The organism is Actinosynnema sp. NPDC023794, assembly GCF_040639675.1.
Taxonomy (GTDB): Bacteria; Actinomycetota; Actinomycetes; order Mycobacteriales; family Pseudonocardiaceae; genus Actinosynnema; species Actinosynnema luteola.
Map to the genome: position 1 here is coordinate 12,814 of NZ_JBFAFR010000052.1, position 20,415 is coordinate 33,228.

Consider the following 20,415-nt stretch of genomic DNA (forward strand, 5'->3'; position numbering starts at 1 on the left):
CCTGGTGACCTACGAGTTCATCCCTTCACGGCCCCCGCGGTGAGGCCCTCGGTCAGGAACCGCTGCCCGAACCCGTACATGATCGCGACCGGGATGCTGATCAGCAGCGAGGCGGCGGCCAGCTGCCCCTGCGGCACGACGTCACCGAAGATCATCGACTGCATGCCGACGGGCAGCGTCTTGTAGCCGTCCTTGGTGATGAACACGAAGGCGAACAGGAACTCGTTCCACGCGTTGGTGAGCGTGAACAGCGCGACCGCGAGCAGACCCGGCTTGGCGAGCGGCAGCACGATCCGGATGAACGCCCCGAACCGCGTGCAGCCATCGACCAGCGCGGCCTCCTCGAGGTCGGCCGGGATCGACTTGAAGTAGCCGACGAGCAGCCACGTCGCGAACGGCAGGGTGAACGTGGGGTAGGCGAGCACGAGCGACCACAACGAGTCGTTGAGCCCGATCCCGCTCATCATCTGGTACAGCGGGATGAACAGCAGCGCGCCCGGCATCACGTAGGTGAGCAGGATCGTCACCGTGAAGCTCTCCGAACCCCGGAACTTCAGCCGCGCCAGCGCGTAGCCGGCCAGCGCCGCGCAGACCAGGGCGATCACGGTGGACGCCACCGACACCAGGATCGTGTTGACGTACCAGGTGCCGAACGCCCTGCCCGTGAACAGGTTGGTGAACTGCTCGGTGCTCCACGGGGTCGGCCAGAGGTCGTCGGTGCGCGCGACGATCTGGTTGTCGGACTTGAAGGCCGTGACCGTCATCCAGTAGAGCGGTGCGAGCACGAAGCCCAGCAGACCCACGAGTGCGATCCCCGTGCCGGTGCCTCCGACCAGGCGTGCGGCCAGCCGGTTGCCGCGCGCGGCGAGCGCGGAGACGATCCGGCCGACGGCGGCGGCGAGCACCACGAACACGCCCAGCACGAGCGCGGCCTTCCACACGATCTGCGGCGACGCCCAGACCAGCACGAGGATCGAGCCCACGACGACCACCCACGGCAGCGCCCGGCGCTGAGCGGGGGTCAGCCGCCCGCGCCCCACGTCGCCTGCGCCGGGCTGGTCGCCGCGGCGCATCATCCGCACGAGGATCACCACGAGGATGCCGATGATCGGCAGCATCACCAACGTCACCGCGGCGCCCGCGCCCAGTTGCAGCTGCTGGATGGCCTTGGAGTAGGCCACCATCACGTACGGGGCGGTGGCGTCGCCCGGTCCGCCCTGTGTCATCAGCCAGATCAGGTCGAAGTTGTTGAACGTCCAGATCGACGACAGCAACACCGTCACGATCATGATGTTGCGCAGCCCCGGCAGCGTGATGTGCACGAAGCGCTGCCACGGCGAGGCGCCGTCCACCATCGCCGCCTCGTAGAGACCGCTGTCGATGGCCTTGAGCCCGGCGAGGAACGTCACCGCGAAGAACGGGATGCCCTTCCAGACGTTGACCAGGATGACCGCCGGCATCGCCAGCGCTGGATCGGACAGCCACTCCGCGGGCCAGGAGTCGACGAGCCCGATCGTGGCGAGGGCGGGCCCGATCCCGGAGTCGGTGAGCAGGACGTTGATGCTGCCGAAGATCGGGTCGAACAACGAGCGCCAGGTGAAGGCCGTGACGACGGTCGGCACCACCCACGGCAGCAGGATCACCCCGGCGACGATCGCGCGGCCTCGGCGCATGTGGTGCAGCATCAACGCCGCGATGAGACCGAGGGTCACCTTGAAGATCTCGGCGTACGCGGTGAAGACGAACGAGTTGAGCACGCCCTTGTGGAACACGGCGTCGTCTATGAGGGCGGTGTAGTTGTCCAGCCCGACCCAGACGGTCTCCGCGCCGTGGCGTTCCGTGGCGCTGGTGAAGATCGAGCTGACGATCGGGAACAGGATCAGGCCTGCGACCAGCAACAGCGTCGGCCCGATGAACACCGCGGCGAGGCGCCAGTCGCGCCCGAGCAACCGCTGCGACGTGGTGAGCGAGGACGACGTGCTCGGCGCCGGACGGGCCGGCGCCGGACGCGGACGCAGGACGGTCACTGCTTGTAGCCCTGCTGCTCGAAGACCTGGACGATCCTGGCGTGGGTCGAGGCAACGGCGTCGGCCGGCCGGGTGCCCTGGATGACCGCCTGCATCATGTCGGTCAGCAGGTAGGCGGCGGTGGCGGCTTGCTCGCCGGGGCTCGGTGCCTGGGGGAACGCGTAGCCGGTCTTGGTGGTCAGCGGGAGCGGCACGCGGGTCTGCTCCCGCAGCGCGGGGAAGGCCGGGTCACCGCTGGTGTAGTACGGGTCGGAGTCCCACACCTTGTCCCACGCGGGGTTGACCAGGCACGGTGCTCCCTTCGCGACACCGAGCAGCGCGCTCCCGCTGACCATGAACTTCGCCACCAGCTTGGCGAGGTCGGGGTTCTTCGCACCCTTGAACACGACGAACGAGTTGGACTCGCCGAACGCGAGCGGCCGGTCGATCGCCGGTCCGGTGGCGCCGTTGAACGGGTGCGTGTTGGCGTAGACCGGGTTGTTCTTGGTCTTCGAGTCGGCATAGACGCTGAACTGGTTGAGCGTGAGCCCCAGGATCTGGGCCAGCCAGTTCTCGTTGTTGCTCGAGTCGGTCCAGCTCCCGATCCCGGGCGGCAGCATCGGCGCGTACTTCGGGTTCGTGTAGATGTCGCCGATGAACGTGACGGCGGCGACGGTCTCCGGCGAGTTGAACACCACCTTCTCGCCGGTGTTGTCCGCGATCGCCCCGCCGTAGCAGTTGATGACGTTGGTGATGAAGCCGTTGGCGTCGCCGGAGCGGTTCACCGTGATACCCCAGCCGAAGCGCCGCTTCGCCGGGTCGGAGACCTCCAAGGCGTTGTCGCGCAACTCCTCCCACGTGTAGTGGGGCTTGAGCGGGAGGCCCTTCTCCTCGTACCAGTCCTTGCGCAGGTACATCGCGGTCGCGATGAAGTGGTACGGGATCGCGAACCAGCGCCCGTCGAACACGCAGAAGTTGGTCGCCTCCGTCGCGGGCTCACCGTAGAGCGCGCGCATCTCCTCGACCACGTCGGTGACGTCGGTGAGGGCGCCGAGGTTGTGGAGCTGGCCGACGAACCGCCGGTCGCTCAGGAAGGCCAGGTCGCGGGCGGTGCCCGCCTTCACCTCGGTGTCCATCTTCGCGACCATGTCTCCGGCGTCGCCGGAGACCAGGTCGTTGTTGATCGTGGTGCCGGTGGCCTGCGCGAACGCCTGGAGCGACTTGTCCAGCGCCTGGTTGGCGGTCTCCGAGTACAGCTTCTGCGAGAGCATCCCGACCGACCCACCGCGGAGCGAAGCCGCCTGGTCGAGCAGCGCTTGGGGCACCTGGACGTCGACCTGCGGCGTGGCGGGGCCTCCCCCGCACCCGGCGAGACCGAGCACGCCCAGCGCGCTCATCCCGAGGAAGGTGCGCCTCGATAAGTCCGTCTTCTCTTCCATGACCACTCCTCTCGCGTCCGATCGAGCGGACGCTTACCGACGGGGCGACGTTGCGACCGGCGGGACAGCGAGGCGAGCGCCGGGCCGCCGGGTCGTTCCAGCGGCGAACGACGTTGAACTGCTGATGCGTCGTCCTGGGTAGACCGTCGAACGGCCCGGTCCGCTGGACGACCACCGCGTGGGCCACGCTCCGCGTGACGCTGCCGACCGATCACGCCTCGAACGGCACGGCACGGCGCGGCGAGTCCGGTGCCGATCAGACCCGGCCGGATCGGCGGGATCTCCGGTGCTGCCATGCCTCGTCCGCCCCTGTCATCGGTCCGGATCTCGGTCGTGCAGTGCGTTAACGCCGCCGGGCGGCCCGTTTGGTCTGCTGCTCCATCTCCGCGAGGAGCATGGAGTTGTTGCTCAGGTGCGTGCGCATCGCCGCTCGGGCGCCCGCCGGGTCGCGCGCGACGATCGCCTCGTAGATCTCCGTGTGGTCGGCGGTGGCCCCGCGCAGCGCGGCCGGCGCCTCGTTGGTGATGCGTCGGCTCGCCGTGCCGAGCCAGCGGGCGGAGTACATGATCCGGTCGAGGATGCGGTTGTCGGCCGCCCGGCAGATCTCCATGTGGAACTCGTGGTCGACCTCGAGGTACGCGTCGGGGTCCGACTCCAGCTCCGACATGCGGTCGACCTGGACCTTGAGCCGGTCCAGCGTCTCGTCGGTGGCGATGGCCGCGGCCATCGCGGCGAGTTCGGGCTCGAGCAGCGCGCGCAGCTGGTGCAGCTCCCGCAACAGCTCGCCGACGATCTCCGACGGCAGCCACTCGACCAGCAACGGGCTCAGGTAGTCCCACTCCGCGCGGGGGCGCACGACGACGCGGCGGCCCTGCGCGACGTCGACGATGTCGAGCGAGGCGAGGATCTTGAGCGTCTCCCGCGCCACCACGCGCGACACCCCGAACTCCCGGGAGATGTCGAGCTCCGACGGGGCCCGACCGTCCTCGATCCCGCCGCTGACGATGCGCCGGGTCAGGTGAGCCGCCACCTGCACCGGGAGAGTCCGGACCTTGACAGCGTCCGGAGACTCCTGCCCCCTTTGCATGTCATCAGCTTATAGGACAAGTTGGGTACCGCGACAGTCCGTTCAGGCACGACCCGGCGGCGGGAGAGCGATGCGGATCGTGAAGGTCACGACGGCGGTGGTGGCCTACCACGGTCAGGCCACGCTGGTGCGGATCGACACCGACGAGGGCCTCAGCGGGTTCGGAGAGGCCAATCCCGATGCCGGCGCGGCCGCCGTCGTCGGGATGATCGAGTTCCTGACGCCGCTCCTGATCGGCGAGGACCCGCGCAACGTCGAGCGGTGCTGGGAGAAGCTGCGCCGCGGCAGGGTCTTCGCGGGCCCTCAGGGCGGGGTGTTCGTGATCGCCCTGTCCGGTATCGAACTCGCGCTGTGGGACCTGGCGGGCAAGGCCGCGGGCCAGCCGGTCTACCGGATGCTCGGCGGGAAGTTCCGCGACCGGATCCGCCTCTACGCCGACTGCGGCGACGGCGACGACCCGGCGGGCTCGATCGCCGGGTGCGTCGACCGGGCCCAACGGATGGTCGCCGAAGGCTTCACCGCCATCAAGTTCGACATCGACGACCTGCACCACGCGGCGAAGTTCGACGCCTTCAACCACACGATCAACGCCGCCGAGCTGCGATCGATGGTCGAGCGCGTGGCGGCCGTCCGGGAAGCGATCGGACCGGACGTCGACCTGGCCATCGACCTGCACGCCCGCTACGACGTGCCGAGCGCGTGCCGGATCTCGTGGGAGCTCGAGCCGTTCCGCCTGATGTGGCTCGAGGAGCCACTGCCGGCGGAGAACGTCGACGCGCTGGCGCGGGTGCGCGTCCAGACCCGCACGCCGATCTGCGCGGGCGAGAACCTCTACCTGCGGTGGGGATTCCGCGAGCTGCTCGAACGCGGCGCGGTGGACGTCATCGAGCCGGACGTGCCGAAGTGCGGCGGCCTCGCCGAGGCCAAGAAGATCGCCAACCTCGCGGAGCTCCACTACATCCCCTTCGCACCGCACCTGGTGTCGACGCCGCTGGGCACGATGGCCACGTCGCACCTGTGCGGAGCGATCCCCAACTTCCTCGTCCAGGAATGGCACGCCCTGGAGGAGCGCGCGGTGTGGGACAGCTACGTCCACGCCCTGGACGGGAGTGGCTCGATCATCAAGGACGGCTACATCACGCTTCCCGACTCTCCCGGCATCGGCGTGGAGCTCGACCTGGACGGCGTCCGGGCACACGCCGTCGCGGGCTACGGGGTGTTCGAGTAGCGGAACAGCAGCCGATCAGGCGTGCCCGTCACTCGGCCCGACATCCGCCGACGGCAGCTGCTGAACGGCACCCTCGACCAGTACCACCCCCGCCGGACCTGCACGGACGCATTCTCGGCAAGCACAGGGCGGGCCTGCCGTGGTGCCGCGTTGCCTTCCCGGTGGTTGCGGTCAGCCGGCGGACCTCTCGTACACGGCCTTGCCCTGGAAGAAGGTCCGCTCGACCTGCGTGGTGTGGATCCGGTCGGGCGCGATGTCGAACAGGTTGTGGTTCAGCACGACGAAGTCCGCGGAGAAACCGGGCCGGATGGTTCCGATGACCTCCCCGAGCCCCATCGCCTTGGCGGAGTTGCGGGTGAACGCCGCGATGGCGTCGGGCAACGCCAGCCGCTGACCGGGATTGAGCTCACCGGGGACCGCCCGGTCGGGGTTGGCGCGGGTGACGAGCGTTTCCAGGCCGATCCACGGGTTGGGCACCGGCACGACCGGCCAGTCGGAACCGGCCGACAGCAGCGCGCCGCTGTCCACGAAGTCCTTGCAGGGCCAGCTGCGGCTGAACGGTTCCGGCGGGATCTGGTTGGCGATGCTCTCCTGGAAGACGTTCGGGTACCAGATGTAGGGCGAGGCGTCGGGGATGACGCCGAGTCGGGCGAAGCGGGGGAGGTCGGCGGGATCGACGTATTCCACGTGCGCGATCTGGAAGACCGGGCCGTCGCCCCGTGCCGCTCGGACCGTTTCGACGGCGTCGAGCGCGAGCCGCACCGAGGCGTCCCCGGTCGCGTGCAGCTTGGCGCCGAGCCCGAGTTCACAGCATCGTTCGAGAGCCCGGACCAGGTCGTCGTGCGTCCAGTACGACTCACCCTTGTAGGCGGGATCCTCGTGGTCCCCGTGGCACAGGTACGGCGTCAGCATGGCCGTCGTCCGGGTCATGGGAACGCCGTCGAGGAACATCTTGACGAAGTCGGGCCGGACGTGCGTTCGCCGGTAGGTGTCCGCGACCGCGTAGAGGTCCTCCCCGACCACGCCCTCCTCGAAGAACGGTCGGGCTGGGAGGGAGGCCACGACCCAGGCGCTCAACTCGCCCCTGTCGTCGAGATCGGCCAGCGCCCGCAGCCCGTACTCCAGGGTGCCGGCATCCTGGGCGGCGGTGACGCCGAACGAGTTCAGGATACGCAGCGCGGTCTTGAACGAGACCTCGTGCCGGCCCGCCAGGTCCGGGATGGACGCGATCGCGGTGTCTTCGACCACTTTGGACGCCATCTCGTGGAGCACGCCGGTCAGCTTGCCGTCGACGTCACGCACGTAGGTGCCGCCCTCGGGGTCCGGCGTGTGCTCGCCGACCCCCATCAGCTCGAACGCGCGCGAGTTGACCCAACGGTTGTGCAAGGAGTCGTCACGGAGGATCACCGGCCGGCCGGCGCCGGCCTCGTCGAGAGCGCGCAGGTAACCGCCCTTGGCCACGGTGTCGAGAACGGTGCTGCCGACGATCCCGCCCACGAGCCACTCGTCCGGCGCGAGCGTGGCGGCACGCTCCCCCACCTTCGCCAGGATCTCCTCGACGGTGTCGGTGGGCGGGAACGCCAGCTCCCACGCGGCCTGCGTGCCGCCCGGCCCGATGTGGGTGTGCACGTCGCACAGTCCGGGCATCACCATGCGCCCGCCGGCGTCGAGAACCTCTGTGTCTGCTGTGGACAGTGCGGCCACCTCTGCCGAGCTGCCGACGGCGATGACCTCGCCGCCGGCGACGGCGAACGCCTCGACCCACTCCCGGGAGGGGTCGCAGGTGTAGACGGCCGCGTTCGTGATGATCAGGTCAGCGCGTTGGCTCATGGTGGCGTCTCCTGAGTGCGAAGGGGAGGGAAGAGCTACGCCGACACGGTCGACTCAAGGTACTGGGTGGCTGGATCCACGACCAGCGGTCGCGCGTGTTCGAGCACGAATTCCGACGTCTCGTCACCGGGACGGTCCGCGGCCCAGCCCGGGTGGGCGGCTCCCAGCACGCGGGTCGAGGCCGAGTCGCTGACCGCGACACCGCCGACGGCACCGGCCTCGCCGTCCCGTTCACCGTCCCCGCCGACGGCCAGTACGACGTCGACGCGGGCGGCCCGGTGAGCACTCCACCACCGGGAAGCCCTCTGATCGGCCCGAACTCCCCTATACGATGCGCGGGTGAAGATCGACGACTGGTGGGCGGTGGTCGAACGAGCCCGCGCCGCGGTGGGTGACCGCGCGGGAGACCGCAACCACGCGGACGATCCGCTGCCCGACGCGCTCACCGACGAACTCGCGAAGCTCGGCCCGGACGGCATCGTCGACTGGGAGATCACCTACGTCCAGGTCACGGACTCGGCTTACCGCCACCCGCTGTGGCACGCGGCGTACCTGGTCGAGGGCGGCTGCGGTGACGACGGGTTCATGGACTTCCGCGACGGGCTCGTCCTCCAAGGCCGGGACGTCTTCACCCGCGCGGTCGACGACCCCGACACGCTCGCCGACGTGCCCGTGGTCCGCGCGATGGCCGACGAAGAGGGTGGCGGTTGGCTGGGCTACCAGGCGATCAGCACGTGCGTCGAAGAGGCCTGCAGACGCGTGTGCGGCGGAACGGACTCGTTCCACGAGGCGGTCGACGAGGCGCTCGCCGCCCTGTCGCGCCCGGACGAACCGGCGGGACCGGGTTGGCACTGGTCCGACGATGGCGCGTTCCGCGAGCACCTCCCCAGGCTGTCCGCGATGTTCCTGTCCTGAACCTCGGCGGCGCGGGTGCGGGATCGATGGCTTCGCGGGACAGCAGGGTGAGGCCTTGCCCGCCGCGTGGTTCGAGACCCAGCGCAGGCACGACGACCCCGCAGAACCGCTCGACGCCGCGGCCGTCCACTCGCGGTCGGGCACGGCGTCGAGCGGTTCAGGCGTAGTCGGGCAGCGTGCGGGCCACGTCGTGCGGCGACGGCATCGCGGCCACCTCGGCGGCCATCGCGCGGGCCGCGTCGCGCACGGCCTCGTCGGTGAGCAGCCGCCGAGCCTTGGTCGCGATCGCCTCGGCGGTCACGTCCTCGGGCAACAGGTGGTCACCCAGCCCGGCCTCGGTCACCACCTCGGCGTTGTTGAACTGGTCGGCCGCCTGCGGCAGGACGAGCTGCGGCGCGCCCGCGCCGAACGTGCCCATCGTGGTGCCCGCCCCGCCGTGGTGGACCACGAGGTCCGCGTGGGGCAGCAAGTCGGCTTGGGGCACCCACGACAGCACCACGACGTTGTCCGGCAGTTCGCCCAACGCCCCGGGATCGACCTTCGGCCCGGCTGCCACGAGCACCCTCGCGCCCACCACCGCCAGGCCGTCGATGGCGGTGCGCAACGACGCCGCCTGGCTGAACGCCGTGCCCAACGTCAGGTACACCAAGGGCTCCCGGTGCTCCCCGACCCACGACGGCAACTCCCCCGCTGCGGCGAACGCCACCGGCCGCAACGGGATCCGGTGCACCGACGAGGCCAGGAACGCCGGGTTCTGCACCGAAGGCGGGCAGATGTCGAGGTACGGGTGACCCAGCGCCATGGAGTCGGTCCGGGGCACCTCGACGCCCAGCTCCGCGCCGAGGGCGACGAGGTAGTCGCGCGCGGGCTCGGCGAAGTCGGGCTCCTGCCACATCCGACCGTACGAGTGGCACAGCGCGGGCACACCCGCGACCTTCGCGGCCAAGCCCGCGCCGGGGTTGCCGAACTCGTGCACGACCAGGTCGGGCTTGCGCTCGGCGAGGACCGGCGCCAGCCCGGTGGCGAAGCTGCGCGGCAGCACCGAGGCGAACGTGAACGCGACCCGCTCGGCGTCGACGCCGCTGGGCGTCTCGGGCCTGGCCCCCGCGATCGCGAGCTCGAACGCCTTGCGCGGCGACATGCCGCCCTCGACGTGCTCGATGCCTCGGGAGGCCAAGACCTCCGCGAAGTCCTTGCCGGTGAAGTAGTCGACGTCGTGGCCGAGCTCCCGCGCGGCGACGGCGAGCGGCAGCAGGGGGAAGGTGTGCCCGTAGAGGCCGAGGCTGGAGAAGAGGATCCGCACGGGCTCAGAGCGTAGACTCCGGCCGCACCTGGTGACCATGCGTGTTTCCGCTGGTAGTCGCTCAACTTCGGCCCGCGGGTCGCGACCGTCGTCCGGTCTCGCCAGGCAGTGGCCCTGATACCGGGCGACGGAGCGGCGGTTGAACGCGGCGGGATCGTCAGCCTCTCATCCGGTGTTCGAGTGGGGGTTTGACATGGACGTTGCGGGACGACGTGTTCGGGGTTTCCCTTGACACGCACCGGGCGCGGTCCCATCGTGTGGAGACATGGTCGTACGCCGGGAAGTGCCACCGCGGTTGGCTTTGCCGGCGCTCGTCGCCGCAGTGGTGGTGGTCCTGTCCGGCTTCGCGGCGGGGCACGCCCGAGCCGAGTCGCCCACCGTCGTGGTCGACCACGGCGGCACGAGCCGTGCGGTCATGCCCGGCTCGGGGAGCGCGGTCGTCCGGCTGTCGCTGTCCGGCCCACCGGCGGCGGCGACGAGCGTGGCCATCGCGTTGGCCGGCACCGGCACGTCCGGACCGGTGTTCGTGAGCTCGCGCCGCACGCTGACCTTCACACCGACCGACTGGAACGTGCCCCAGCCGGTCAGGATCATCTCCTTGCGCGACTTCGGCACGGCGGCGTTCACCGTGACGGGGCCGGGCGTGGCCGACGGCGTGATCCAGGTGTACTCCAGCACGATCCCGTTGCCGCCCAACGTGAACCGGAACTGCCGGATCACCCACTCCACCCACTCGTGGCCCGGGGGCTTCGCAACCACCGCCACCGTGACCAACACCGGCACGGCCCCGATCACCGACTGGACCGTGTCCGCGCTGTTCGACGGCGACGAGGAGGTGGTCGGCTCGTGGCCCGGCGAGTGGGGCCAGTACGGCCGCGGCGCGGCCTTCGCCGCATCACCGGGACAGCGCCTCCTGACGCCCGGCGCATCGGTGACCATCGGCTTCCACGGCCGGTACACCCACCGGGCCGGCGGACCGTGGCTGCGGTGCACCCCCGAGCCGTACCTCCTGCCGACCACCACTCCCACCCCCACGACCACGCCAGGAAGTTCGAACTGAGGCCGCGCCCGCGCACACCTGCCACACCGGGATCGGCCATCGCCGCGCCGCGGCCTGGCGCAACTTGTACTCGACCTGGGGCTGCGGCGGGCCGTCCGGGTTGCGCAACGGTCGTCGACCCACGCGCCGGACGCCGAGTGCCGGCGCGCAGGCCGGCGAACACCGGCACGACGACGACATCCGGGTCGCTCCTGTCCGCCGTGACCCCCAGGCACGGCGGCAGGACCTGAACGGCGGGTCACGCGGACACATCTGCCGGACTCCGTGAGGCCGGCTCACTTGTCGGGGTCGACCCGACCCGTTCCCGGGGAACGGGTCGGGTCGTTCAGCGCACGGCCAGCCCCGGCATCGTCACGCCCACGTTGAAGTTCGATCGCATCGGAAGCACCGAGTTGATCCGGATCAGCTCGTGGTAGGGGTCGGGTGGCGGTGGTGGGATCGGGATCGGCCGGCGCAGCCACCACCAGATGAGCCAGCACCACCGGTCGAGGCCGCACCAACCGAGGTAGAGGTAGTCGTTCCCGCCGTAGACCGCGGAAACGGGCCCGCCGGGAACGTGCGAGGCGGGACCGGCGATGACCCACGGCTGCGGATGAGAGCCCCACGCATCGGTGGCCGCTCGGATCGCGCCGTCCGCCCCGGCGTAGGTGACGATGGACTCGCCGGTCGGGGCCGTGGTCGCGGCCAGGTGCGCGCCGACCGGCGCCACACCGGCCTCGGAGAGCGGAACCATCGGTTGCGGGGTGGGGCCGGCGAAGGGGATGCGCCAGAGCCGTCCGTCCGTGCCGGTGAAGAACGCCGCGGCGGGGCCGTTCGTCCTGGAGGCCGCGGTGACCGGGGTACCGGGCGCGGCCACGCCGGCCGGGGTGGCCGCGGTGGTCGTCCACACGGCGATCGGGCCGGAGGGGCCGGTGCCGATCTGGGCCACCGCGGTGCGGATCCCCCCGTTGGCGCCGACGAACGCCACACCGGTCCGGTCGTACACCGGGAACGCGGCCAGCGGGGTGGACGGCGACACCGAACCGGGCTGGGCCAGGGGCGCCAACGGGATGGTCGGGGCACCGGACCTCGAGTACATGGTGTGGTAGATCGCGCCGTTGGAGCCGGTGAAGTGGACGTGGGTCCCGGTCGGCCCCTCCACCGCCGCGATCCGGCCGCCGGGCGGGGCCAGGCCGCCCTGGGGGTGCCGGACGAAGTTCATGCCGGACCCGGCGGCACTGGTGAACCCGGCGATCAGGCCACCGTGGCTGCCGATGGTGAACACGGCGACGCTGCCGTCCGCCCGCCGGACCGTGCTGATGTTGCCGCCGGCCGGGCCTACCGCGGTCGAGCCGACGGGGCCGGTGGAGCTGAGACCGGCGGTGCAGAGCCGGCCGTCGCTCCCGATGTAGAAGCCGGCGGGCGAGGGCGCCATGGCCGACGGGTCGGCCGAGGCGGGTCCGGTGAGGCCGACGGGCAACGCCGTGGCCACACCGCCCAGGACCGCGGCTCGCAGCAGGTCGCGCCGGGTCGGTCCCCCGGACGCGCTGTTGGTGGGAATCATGAGGCCAAGCTAGGAACACCCGGCGCTGTCCGGCGGTTTCCGGAACGCGGACGGCTGCGGTGAGATGTGGTGTGACGGTCGGCGACCCGGGTGGGATCATGACGCAGCACTCCAGGCAGGCGTTGGACGCGTTCGTCGGTGAGCTCAACCGGTTGCGGCAGTGCGCGGGGGCGCCGTCGTTGAGCCAGATCGCCTCGTCCTCGACCGCGATCGGCCACCCGCTCGCCCGGTCGACCGTGAGCGACAAGCTGAACGCGAAGTCGCTGCCCGAGTGGGACTTCGTCGTCGGCTTCGTCCGCGCCTGCCTGGCGTGCGCCGACCGGGCCGGCATACGGGTGCCGGAGGAACTGGCCGACCTGCGGCGGTGGGATGCCGCGCACTGGGAACTGCTCGGCTCGATCGACGGTCACCGCTCGACCGATCGGCTCGCCGTCGCCGCGCAGAGCGAGGTGCGTCGTCGCCAGGCCCGCACCCGTTCACCGGAGCCGGAGACCGACGCGTGGGTGGTGCCGCGGCAGTTGCCCGCCCCGGTTCCCCACTTCGCCGGCCGGGCCGGGCACCTGGCGCGGTTGACGGGGCTGCTCGCCGATCCCCGGCCGGCCCCCGCGATGGTGATCACGGCGATCGGCGGCACCGCGGGCGTCGGCAAGACCACGCTCGCCGTGCACTGGGCCAACCAGGTGGCCGATCGCTTCCCCGACGGCCAGCTGTACGTGAACCTGCGCGGTTTCGACGCGGTGTCGGCACAGGTGGACCCCGCCGTGGCGCTCAGGGGATTCCTGCACGCGTTGGGCGCGCCCGTCGAGCGCGTCCCGACCGACCGCGACGCGCAGACCGGGCTGTACCGGAGCATGTTGGTCGGCCGCCGGGTGTTGATCGTGCTGGACAACGCCCGTGACGCCGAGCAGGTTCGACCGCTGTTGCCCGGATCGCCGGGCTGTCTCGTGCTGATCACCAGCCGGCAGCAGATGACCGGGCTGGTCGCCGCGGAGGGCGCGCACCCGATCGTGTTGGACCTGCTGTCCGACGCCGAAGCGGCGGACGTGCTCGCGCTGCGCCTCGGCGCGGGGCGGATCGCGGCGGAGCCGGAGGCGGTGCGCCGCATCGTCAGCTCCTCGGCCGGGCTGCCGCTCGCGCTCGCGGTCGTGGCGGCCCGCGCCCAGACCTTCCCCGACTTCCCCCTCTCCCGCCTTGCCGACGAGCTGGACGCGGCGCGGTTGGACGGGTTCGCCAGTGCCGAGCCCTCGATGGACATCCGGTTCGTCTTCTCCTGGTCCGGCAAGCAGCTCGACGCGCCGACCGCCCGGCTGTTCCGGCTGCTCGGGCTGCACCCGGGCGGCGGGTTCGGGCCGGACGCGGCGGCGAGCCTGGCCGGACAGCCGCTCGCGGACACCCGCCGCAGACTGGCGGCGCTGGCCCATGCCAACCTGGTGTCCGAACCGTCGCCGGGTCGCTATGCCATGCACGACCTGCTCCGGGCGTACGCCGCCGAGCAGGCCGAGGAAGTCGACGGGGCGGCGGGCGGACGCCTGGCGATCGGCCGGTTGCTCGACCACTACCTCCACGCCGCCCACGCCGCGGACCTGCTGCTGTACCCGCATCGTGACGCGATCACGTTGCCGCCGCTCCCGGACGGGGTGACCGTGCCGACTTTCGCGGGACGCGAGCAGGCCTGGGCGTGGCTCACCTCCGAGCACCAGGTGCTGCTCAACGCGATCGAGCTCGCCGCCGACGGCTTCGACACCCCGGCGTGGCAACTCGCGTGGTCGATGAGCACCTACCTCGACCGGATCGGCGCCTGGGCCGAGCAGAGCAGGGTCCAGCACATCGCGGTGGCCGCGGGCGCCAGGCAGGCGGACCTCGACGCGCAGGCCCGCGCACGACGCAACTGGGCGGTGGCGTGCCTGCGTCGCAAGCACTACGCCGAAGCGGGCGAGCACCTGCGCCTTGCGCTCGGCCTCTACGACGAGCTCGGTGATCACGTCGGCGCCGCCAGGACGGTGCTGAACCTCGGCATCCTCGCCGAGCAGCAGTCCGACTTCCCAGCCGCGCTCGAGCACGCGCGGCGGGCGTTCGACCGCTTCGCGTTGGCCGGTCACACGCACGGCCAGGCCAATGCGCTCAACAACATCGGCTGGTACCAGATTCAGCTCGGCGACTACGAGAGCGCCCTCGACCACTGCGGGCGGGCGCTCGTCCTGCACGAGGAGATCGGCAACACCTACTGGCAGGCGCACGCCTGGGACAGCCTGGGCTCCGCCCACCACCACCTCCACCACCACCGGGAGGCGATCCGCTGCTTCGGCCAGGCACTGGCGCTGTGGCGGGACGCGGGTGAGCGCTTCTTCGAGGCGACCACGTTGACGCACCTCGGCGATTCGCAGGCGGCCGTGGGTGACACCGGGGGCGCACGATCGACGTGGTTGCGGGCCGCCGCCATCCTCGACCACCTGGCACACCCGGACGCGGGTCCGGTGCGGGCCAGGCTGCACGCGGCTCCAGCCCCGACGCGGACCGAGTCCGACGGCGCGGCGGCCCACCGCTGAGGACCGCGGCGGTCAGCGGTCGTCACGGTCAGGCGAAGGCGATCCGCTCTCTGGACGCCCTGGCGGCCGACTGCCCACGGGTGCTCGGCTCGACCACCCAGATCACCAGGATGACCGACTGGTGACCGACGCCGCGCAGCTCCGCGCGGTGCTCGACGACTGGCGCGGCGAGCCACCGCGGGGTGTCCGCCTTCACGCCGGGTATCCCGCCGACCCCGAGCGGATGTGCCACCGGCGCCGTCGGACACCGTGTCGGCTCGGCCGAGACCGTGCTGCCACCTCGAACAGCTCCAGGACACGCCCCTGCCGGATCGGTCCGCGGCCGGCACCCGGCTGAGTCACCGGTCGCGGGGTCGGGAGCCCTCTTCCACGGCTTCGACCGCGCCGAGCAGGCCGCGGAGGCCCACTTCGTAGCGCTGGGCCTCCGCCGGATCGGACAGCCACTCCTCTACCGGCACGCCGACAACCTCCTCTTCCGGCCGCCCGGCCTCGGCCTCGGCGAGCTCTGCCCTGACGGTGAGCTCCAGGTCGTGAAGGAAGGCGTTGTCGCCGGTCGGGGTGCTCACTCGTGCCCCCTTGCGACCTTGCCGGTCACGACGATCTCCACGAGGACCTCCTGTCCGCCGGCCGCCCGTCGCGGTCCCGGCGTCAGCTCAGACAGGACAGGCCCGCGACCTGTGACACGCCCGCGCGAAACCTCTCGAGTCACAACCCGCAGGGGTGTCCGGTCTTAGCCGGCGAGTCCCGACCCATCCCCTCTTCAAGGAGGTCTTCCCATGTCGTTCACCGTGGTGCAGGAGGCGGAGCCGCCATTCATCCCGGCGGGTGCGCACGCGATGACCGTGGTCGTCGAGTACCCGCCGGGAGACCCCGGCACCCCGCCGCACCGGCACCCCGGACCGGCCTTCGGCTACGTGCTGGAGGGCGAGATGGTGTTCGAACTCGAAGGTGAGCCGGCACGTGTCGTGCGGGCCGGCGAGGCGTTCTGGGAGCCGGGTGGCGATGTCATCCACTACCAGGACGGCAACAACCGTGACGACATCCCCGTGCGCTTCACCGTCACCATGCTCTGCGAACCGGGCAAGCCCATGGTCGACCTCGTGAACGCCGAAGAACTCGACCGGCGCAAGGACCGCCGGGCCCCGCGCACGAACTGACGAGGAAGGTCGAAAGAAATGAAGATCGCTGTCATCGGCGGGACCGGGCTCATCGGATCGCAGGTGGTCGAGATCCTGAACGCGAGCGGGCACGACGCGGTGCCGCACTCGCCGTCCACCGGTCTGGACCTGCTCAGCGGGCAGGGCCTGCCCGAGGCTCTCGAAGGGGCCGACGTCGTCGTCAACCTGACGAACTCGCCGACCTTCGACGACGCCTCGCCCGCGTTCTTCCAGAAGACCATGGACAACCTGCTGGCGGCCACCGAGGCCGCCGGCGTCGGCCACGCGGTCATCCTCTCGATCGTGGGCGTCGACCAGGTGCCGGACCTGGCCTACTACCGCGCCAAGGTGCTCCAAGAGGACATCCTCGAGGCCGGACCCGTGCCGTACTCGATCGTGCGCGCCACGCAGTTCTTCGAGTTCATCGACGCGGTGCTGTCCTGGACCTCCGACGAGAACGCCGTCCGCCTCCCCGCCACGCCCGTCCAGCCCGTCGCCGCGGCCGATGTCGCCCAGGCGGTGGCGGACGTCAGTGTGGGCGCGCCGCTGCGGGGCGTCCGCGAGGTCGCGGGTCCCGAGGTCTTCACGCTCGACGAGTTGGGCCGGATCACCCTCGCCGCCCGCGGTGACCAGCGCGCCGTCGTCACCGACGACGGCGCCGGCATGTTCGCCGCCGTGCCGGGCGACGTCCTCGTCGCCAAGGACGACGCCGTCATCGCCGGGACCGCCTATCGGGACTGGCTCGCGCGCTGACGGGCCCGGGCCCGCACGGCGGTTGCCGTGCGGGCACCCGGCCACCGCTGTCGCACACGGCGACGGCGTCCAAGGCGGCCCGGCCTGCGGCGACGTCGCCCCGCAGGCCCGCCTCGGCGGACCCGCGCACGACGTCGTCGAGCACGCTCAGCCCCTCCGCAGTCGCCGCCGGTGACCGGGCACCACGGCGATCTCGAATCGGGCGACTCGATCGCGTCGGACACCGCCGTGATCTCTCGGGGTTGAGCATCCACAGCGTACGTCTGCCACCGCACCCAGACGTCCTGCACCAGGTCCTCGGCCGCCTACCGCGGTTCCCGAACGTTCCCCTCCACTTCGTGGCCGGCCGTCGGCCCACGTCCGATCTTCGTCACAACCCGGTGCCCTGTCCGGTCTCACGGGGTGACCCGAGAGAACAGAGGACAGCATGAGGACCGTCGACATCCGTGTCCGGATGAGCGCGCGCTCGATCGAGGAGCCCAACCGCGTCGCCACCCGGCTGGAACTGTTGTTCGACCTGACGTTCGTCGTAGCGGTGGCGAGTGCCGTCAGCCAGTTGGCGCACACGATCGAGGCCGGTCACGCGTCGTCGGGCGTGATGCCCTTCCTCCAGGTCTTCTTCGCCATCTGGTGGGCGTGGATGAACTTCACGTGGTTCGCCTCGGCCTACGACACCGACGACGTCGTCTTCCGGCTGATGGCCATGCTCCAGATGGCCGGTGTGCTCGTCCTCGCCGCCGGGGTGCCCGCGGCCACCGAAGGTGATCTCCGGACGGTGACGCTGGGCTACCTCCTCATGCGGATGGCGCTCGTCGCGCAGTGGGTGCGAGTGGCGATCGAGGACCCGGCGAGCAGGCGTACGGCGCTGCGTTACGCGGCGGGCATCTCTGTCGCGCAGGCCGGCTGGCTGGTGCGGCTCGTGCTGGTGGAGTCCGGCGTGCTCACCGGCGACTGGCTGCTACCCGCCTTCGCCGCGCTCGTGCTGGTCGAGCTGGTGGTGCCGCCGTGGGCGGAGCGCAGGGGACGGACGACCTGGCACCCGCACCACATCGCCGAGCGGTACGGCCTGTTCACGATCATCCTCTTCGGCGAGAGCGTGTTCGCCGCGTCGACCGGTGTCGACGTCGCGGTGCGGGAGGGGTGGACGTGGTCGCTGACCGTGGTCGCTGGATCGGCGCTGGTGCTGATGTTCGCGCTGTGGTGGCTGTACTCGCTGGAGCCGGGCGGCGAGGCGCTGGCCATGCTGCGGCACCGGTCCTACCTGTGGGGCTACGGTCATTTCGGGCTGTTCGCAGCGCTCGCCGCCCTCGGCGCCGGGCTCGAGGTCGCCGTGGCGCACGCCGGGCACCACGCCGCGATCTCGCCGGTCACGGCGGGTTACGCGGTGGCGGTGCCGGCTGCCGGGTTCCTGGTGCTGCTGTGGGTGGTGCACGCGCCGTTCATCCGGCGGTCGGTCGTCCGGCACAGCGGTCCGCTGGCCGGCGCCCTGGCCGTCGTGCTTTCGCCCACGGCGGTGCCGGCCGTGGGGTTGGCCGGCACCGTGGCCCTGATCGCGGCGGTGTGCGTCGTCGTCACCGCCTCGACCGTCGTGTCGCATCAGCGGCGGGAGGTGGAGCTGAGGGCGTAGTGCTCATTCGCGGAACCCGATCGACCGGTGCGTGCCATCGCACAACGGCTTGTTGGACGAGTGGCCGCACCGGCACAGCGTCATGCGGTTGCGGGCTTCGATGGGCTGCCCATCGGCACGTTCGACGGGGACGCGTCCGGTGACCCAGAGAGCACTGGCGAGGCCGTTCTCCTCCTCCAGGACCGAGATCGCGGGTGGGAGGTCCGGTTCGACGGTCTCGGTGGTCCGGCTGAGGCTGTAGGAGTACGAGCCGGACGGGCAGTGGTCGATCAGGCCCATGATGTGCGACCGGGTGTCCGGGTCGCCGGAGTCGTCCAGCATCTTGGCGATCGGCCTGGTCCGGCCGATGCAGAACGCGGCGTGGACGCAGAGTTCGCCGACCCGGTGCGCCGAGATGCCCACTCCGTCGTGGATGTGCCGGAGTTCGGCGTAGGAGCGCATGGGCGGAGCTTCAGCGCCGTCGAAGAGCCTTCCACCCGGGTCCGGTCGGGCGTGGCTGCCATCGCAGAACGGCTTGGCGCCGGACCGTCCGCACCGGCACAGCGCGTACGTCTCCTCCGTCGGGATGTCCCAGTGCGTCTGCCAGGTCAGGGACTGGCCGTCCTCGGAGACGATCTTCTTCTTGCGACGCAGTGGAACCTGCCCGTGCACCAGGTAGGGGCCGTTCTCCAGCACGGTGATCCGCCGGGAATCCCCGGTGCTCCAACGTCGCCGCTCGGGCGGGACGTACTCGAAGGTCGGGCCCGCGGTCGTCCGCCCGTCGCCGGTCGGCATCGTCATGAGCGCCTTGGCCTGCGCCCGCAGCGCGTACATCACGCCGGTGGCGACGCGCATCAGGGACGGGCCGCCGTTGAAGGTCTGCTCCAGCAGGTGGAGCAGAGTGCTGTAGGTGTGGTTGAACTCCTCCTGGGCCACGCGTATCGCGCTGCCTTCCGGGTAGTCCGCGGTCCTCGGGTTGTGCCGCATCGGCAGCACCCCGTCGAAGTCGACCGTGATCTCCTCGCCGGTCGGCCCCGACTGCGGCGTGTCGCCGGCGCGGTACCGGCGGCCGAGCCGGAGTTCCTGGAAACGGTAGTAATGCGCAACTTCTTCACGTTCAGGGTGGAAGACGTCGCGGTCGCCGTCCCACACGTCCGTGCGTGCGGCACCCTCGCCCTGCTCGACGATCTCGGCCAGCGCGGCGAGCGCGGAGGCGAGGTCGTGGACGGCGATGACGTGGCCGCCTCCACCCCTGAGGTGGAACTCCCCGATCTGCCGTGCCGGGTCGCCGCTGAACACGGCGGCCTCGCCGAGTTCCGCGCACAGGCCGCGGATGCCGGCCCCGATCGCGGCGTAGAACTGCCCGATCGTCCGGTACTCGTCGGACTGGGGTGGCGCGTCGGCCGAGGCGGGCTGTTCGATGCGCAGGAACAGGTCGAGTGCCCGCGGCCCGAACGGGGCCAGGTGGACCTCCGCGGTCCGGTCGCCGTGCGGGAGCGGGTGCGGGTACGCGGGCAGCAGCCGCGGGATGTCGAGTTCGGGCCTGCCTCCCACGGCGTTGAGCAGGTTCGCGGCCAGGGCCAGGTGCAGCATCTCCTCGGCGAGCACGCTGCCGACGACCTGCACGGCCTCACCATTGCGTTCCGGGTCCAGCGAGTACAGCGCGCACAGGTACGGGGGGATGGTCGCGTGCTCGAGCTCAATCGCCCACTGGAGGTGGCGACGGAGGTCGTCGAGCGTGTCGATCGCGTGGGCGCCGTCGGCGCGCATTCTGCAACCTCGTCTCGGTAGATCGTCCAGGACACAGCTCAGACCGGGGTGCGGCTCGGTTTGTGACGCGCCGCGGTGTCACAACGGGGAGGGCTGTCCGGTCTTGGTGTGCGACAGAGGTGCCCGGACCGGCCGGGCGCCCGGCCCGAAAGGCTCGTCATGAAGATCGTCG

16 protein-coding genes are annotated in these 20,415 nt (G+C 71.0%); 7 read left to right on the plus strand and 9 right to left on the minus strand.

Going from position 1 to position 20,415, the window contains the following annotated elements:
• Positions 1 to 17: 17 nt before the first annotated feature.
• The 3 genes from AB0H12_RS43085 to AB0H12_RS43095 form a co-directional block, all read right to left on the minus strand.
• A complete protein-coding gene (locus AB0H12_RS43085; RefSeq protein WP_499631917.1) occupies positions 18 to 2,027 on the minus strand; it encodes an ABC transporter permease in 2,010 nt (669 codons plus the stop codon).
• Positions 2,024 to 3,445: an ABC transporter substrate-binding protein gene (locus AB0H12_RS43090; protein ID WP_499631919.1), complete on the minus strand. Its 1,422-nt coding sequence runs from the start codon at positions 3,443 to 3,445 to the stop codon at positions 2,024 to 2,026. The genes AB0H12_RS43085 and AB0H12_RS43090 overlap by 4 nt, the downstream gene beginning before the upstream one ends.
• Positions 3,446 to 3,788: 343 nt before the next feature.
• Complete coding sequence (locus AB0H12_RS43095; RefSeq protein ID WP_499631921.1) at positions 3,789 to 4,481, minus strand: FadR/GntR family transcriptional regulator; 693 nt, start codon at positions 4,479 to 4,481, stop codon at positions 3,789 to 3,791.
• 121 nt (positions 4,482 to 4,602) lie between these two features.
• On the opposite strand from AB0H12_RS43095, the gene AB0H12_RS43100 reads away from it, so the two are divergent.
• Complete coding sequence (locus AB0H12_RS43100) at positions 4,603 to 5,760, plus strand: mandelate racemase/muconate lactonizing enzyme family protein (RefSeq protein WP_499631923.1); 1,158 nt, start codon at positions 4,603 to 4,605, stop codon at positions 5,758 to 5,760.
• 171 nt (positions 5,761 to 5,931) lie between these two features.
• Here the strand turns inward: AB0H12_RS43100 and AB0H12_RS43105 are convergent, their stop codons facing one another.
• Positions 5,932 to 7,590, minus strand: coding sequence for an amidohydrolase (locus tag AB0H12_RS43105; protein ID WP_499631925.1), 1,659 nt, complete (start codon positions 7,588 to 7,590; stop codon positions 5,932 to 5,934).
• 339 nt (positions 7,591 to 7,929) lie between these two features.
• On the opposite strand from AB0H12_RS43105, the gene AB0H12_RS43110 reads away from it, so the two are divergent.
• Positions 7,930 to 8,505: a DUF4240 domain-containing protein gene (locus AB0H12_RS43110; protein WP_499631927.1), complete on the plus strand. Its 576-nt coding sequence runs from the start codon at positions 7,930 to 7,932 to the stop codon at positions 8,503 to 8,505.
• Between the two features lie 157 nt (positions 8,506 to 8,662).
• On the opposite strand, the gene AB0H12_RS43115 is transcribed toward AB0H12_RS43110, so the two are convergent.
• Complete coding sequence (locus AB0H12_RS43115) at positions 8,663 to 9,808, minus strand: glycosyltransferase (protein ID WP_499631929.1); 1,146 nt, start codon at positions 9,806 to 9,808, stop codon at positions 8,663 to 8,665.
• A gap of 265 nt (positions 9,809 to 10,073) precedes the next feature.
• Between AB0H12_RS43115 and AB0H12_RS43120 the strand changes: the two genes are divergently transcribed.
• Positions 10,074 to 10,868 (plus strand): cellulose binding domain-containing protein, encoded by a 795-nt coding sequence (locus tag AB0H12_RS43120; protein WP_499631931.1) that lies wholly within the window; start codon positions 10,074 to 10,076, stop codon positions 10,866 to 10,868.
• A gap of 325 nt (positions 10,869 to 11,193) precedes the next feature.
• Here the strand turns inward: AB0H12_RS43120 and AB0H12_RS43125 are convergent, their stop codons facing one another.
• Positions 11,194 to 12,411: a hypothetical protein gene (locus tag AB0H12_RS43125; RefSeq protein ID WP_499631933.1), complete on the minus strand. Its 1,218-nt coding sequence runs from the start codon at positions 12,409 to 12,411 to the stop codon at positions 11,194 to 11,196.
• Between the two features lie 98 nt (positions 12,412 to 12,509).
• Between AB0H12_RS43125 and AB0H12_RS43130 the strand changes: the two genes are divergently transcribed.
• Entirely contained in the window at positions 12,510 to 14,957 is a 2,448-nt protein-coding gene (locus AB0H12_RS43130) for an ATP-binding protein (protein ID WP_499631935.1), read from the plus strand.
• A 28-nt stretch (positions 14,958 to 14,985) separates the two neighbouring features.
• Here the strand turns inward: AB0H12_RS43130 and AB0H12_RS43135 are convergent, their stop codons facing one another.
• Together AB0H12_RS43135 and AB0H12_RS43140 are read right to left on the minus strand one after the other, a co-directional pair.
• Positions 14,986 to 15,189: a hypothetical protein gene (locus tag AB0H12_RS43135; RefSeq protein ID WP_499631937.1), complete on the minus strand. Its 204-nt coding sequence runs from the start codon at positions 15,187 to 15,189 to the stop codon at positions 14,986 to 14,988.
• A 106-nt stretch (positions 15,190 to 15,295) separates the two neighbouring features.
• Positions 15,296 to 15,523 carry a hypothetical protein gene (locus tag AB0H12_RS43140; RefSeq protein WP_499631941.1) on the minus strand — a complete coding sequence of 76 codons (228 nt, stop codon included), beginning with the start codon at positions 15,521 to 15,523 and terminating at the stop codon, positions 15,296 to 15,298.
• 210 nt (positions 15,524 to 15,733) lie between these two features.
• On the opposite strand from AB0H12_RS43140, the gene AB0H12_RS43145 reads away from it, so the two are divergent.
• From AB0H12_RS43145 to AB0H12_RS43155, 3 genes are all read left to right on the plus strand, one after another.
• Positions 15,734 to 16,114, plus strand: a complete 381-nt coding sequence (locus tag AB0H12_RS43145; RefSeq protein WP_499631944.1) for a cupin domain-containing protein — start codon at positions 15,734 to 15,736, stop codon at positions 16,112 to 16,114.
• Between the two features lie 18 nt (positions 16,115 to 16,132).
• Complete coding sequence (locus AB0H12_RS43150; protein WP_499631946.1) at positions 16,133 to 16,867, plus strand: SDR family oxidoreductase; 735 nt, start codon at positions 16,133 to 16,135, stop codon at positions 16,865 to 16,867.
• Positions 16,868 to 17,294: 427 nt separating this feature from the next.
• Entirely contained in the window at positions 17,295 to 18,494 is a 1,200-nt protein-coding gene (locus AB0H12_RS43155; protein ID WP_499631949.1) for a low temperature requirement protein A, read from the plus strand.
• A gap of 3 nt (positions 18,495 to 18,497) precedes the next feature.
• Here AB0H12_RS43155 and AB0H12_RS43160 read toward each other — a convergent pair whose 3' ends face one another.
• Positions 18,498 to 20,243, minus strand: a complete 1,746-nt coding sequence (locus AB0H12_RS43160; RefSeq protein WP_499631952.1) for a ferritin-like domain-containing protein — start codon at positions 20,241 to 20,243, stop codon at positions 18,498 to 18,500.
• Positions 20,244 to 20,415: the final 172 nt, after the last annotated feature.

Excerpts from the sequence above, each read along its gene's own strand:
- AB0H12_RS43090 (WP_499631919.1), bottom strand. The coding sequence starts at position 3,445 with ATGGAAGAGAAGACGGACTTATCGAGGCGCACCTTCCTCGGGATGAGC.
- AB0H12_RS43100 (WP_499631923.1), top strand. The coding sequence starts at position 4,603 with ATGCGGATCGTGAAGGTCACGACGGCGGTGGTGGCCTACCACGGTCAG.
- AB0H12_RS43105 (WP_499631925.1), bottom strand. The coding sequence starts at position 7,590 with ATGAGCCAACGCGCTGACCTGATCATCACGAACGCGGCCGTCTACACC.
- AB0H12_RS43120 (WP_499631931.1), top strand. The coding sequence starts at position 10,074 with ATGGTCGTACGCCGGGAAGTGCCACCGCGGTTGGCTTTGCCGGCGCTC.
- AB0H12_RS43125 (WP_499631933.1), bottom strand. The coding sequence starts at position 12,411 with ATGATTCCCACCAACAGCGCGTCCGGGGGACCGACCCGGCGCGACCTG.
- AB0H12_RS43130 (WP_499631935.1), top strand. The coding sequence starts at position 12,510 with ATGACGCAGCACTCCAGGCAGGCGTTGGACGCGTTCGTCGGTGAGCTC.
- AB0H12_RS43145 (WP_499631944.1), top strand. The coding sequence starts at position 15,734 with ATGTCGTTCACCGTGGTGCAGGAGGCGGAGCCGCCATTCATCCCGGCG.
- AB0H12_RS43150 (WP_499631946.1), top strand. The coding sequence starts at position 16,133 with ATGAAGATCGCTGTCATCGGCGGGACCGGGCTCATCGGATCGCAGGTG.
- AB0H12_RS43155 (WP_499631949.1), top strand. The coding sequence starts at position 17,295 with ATGAGGACCGTCGACATCCGTGTCCGGATGAGCGCGCGCTCGATCGAG.
- AB0H12_RS43160 (WP_499631952.1), bottom strand. The coding sequence starts at position 20,243 with ATGCGCGCCGACGGCGCCCACGCGATCGACACGCTCGACGACCTCCGT.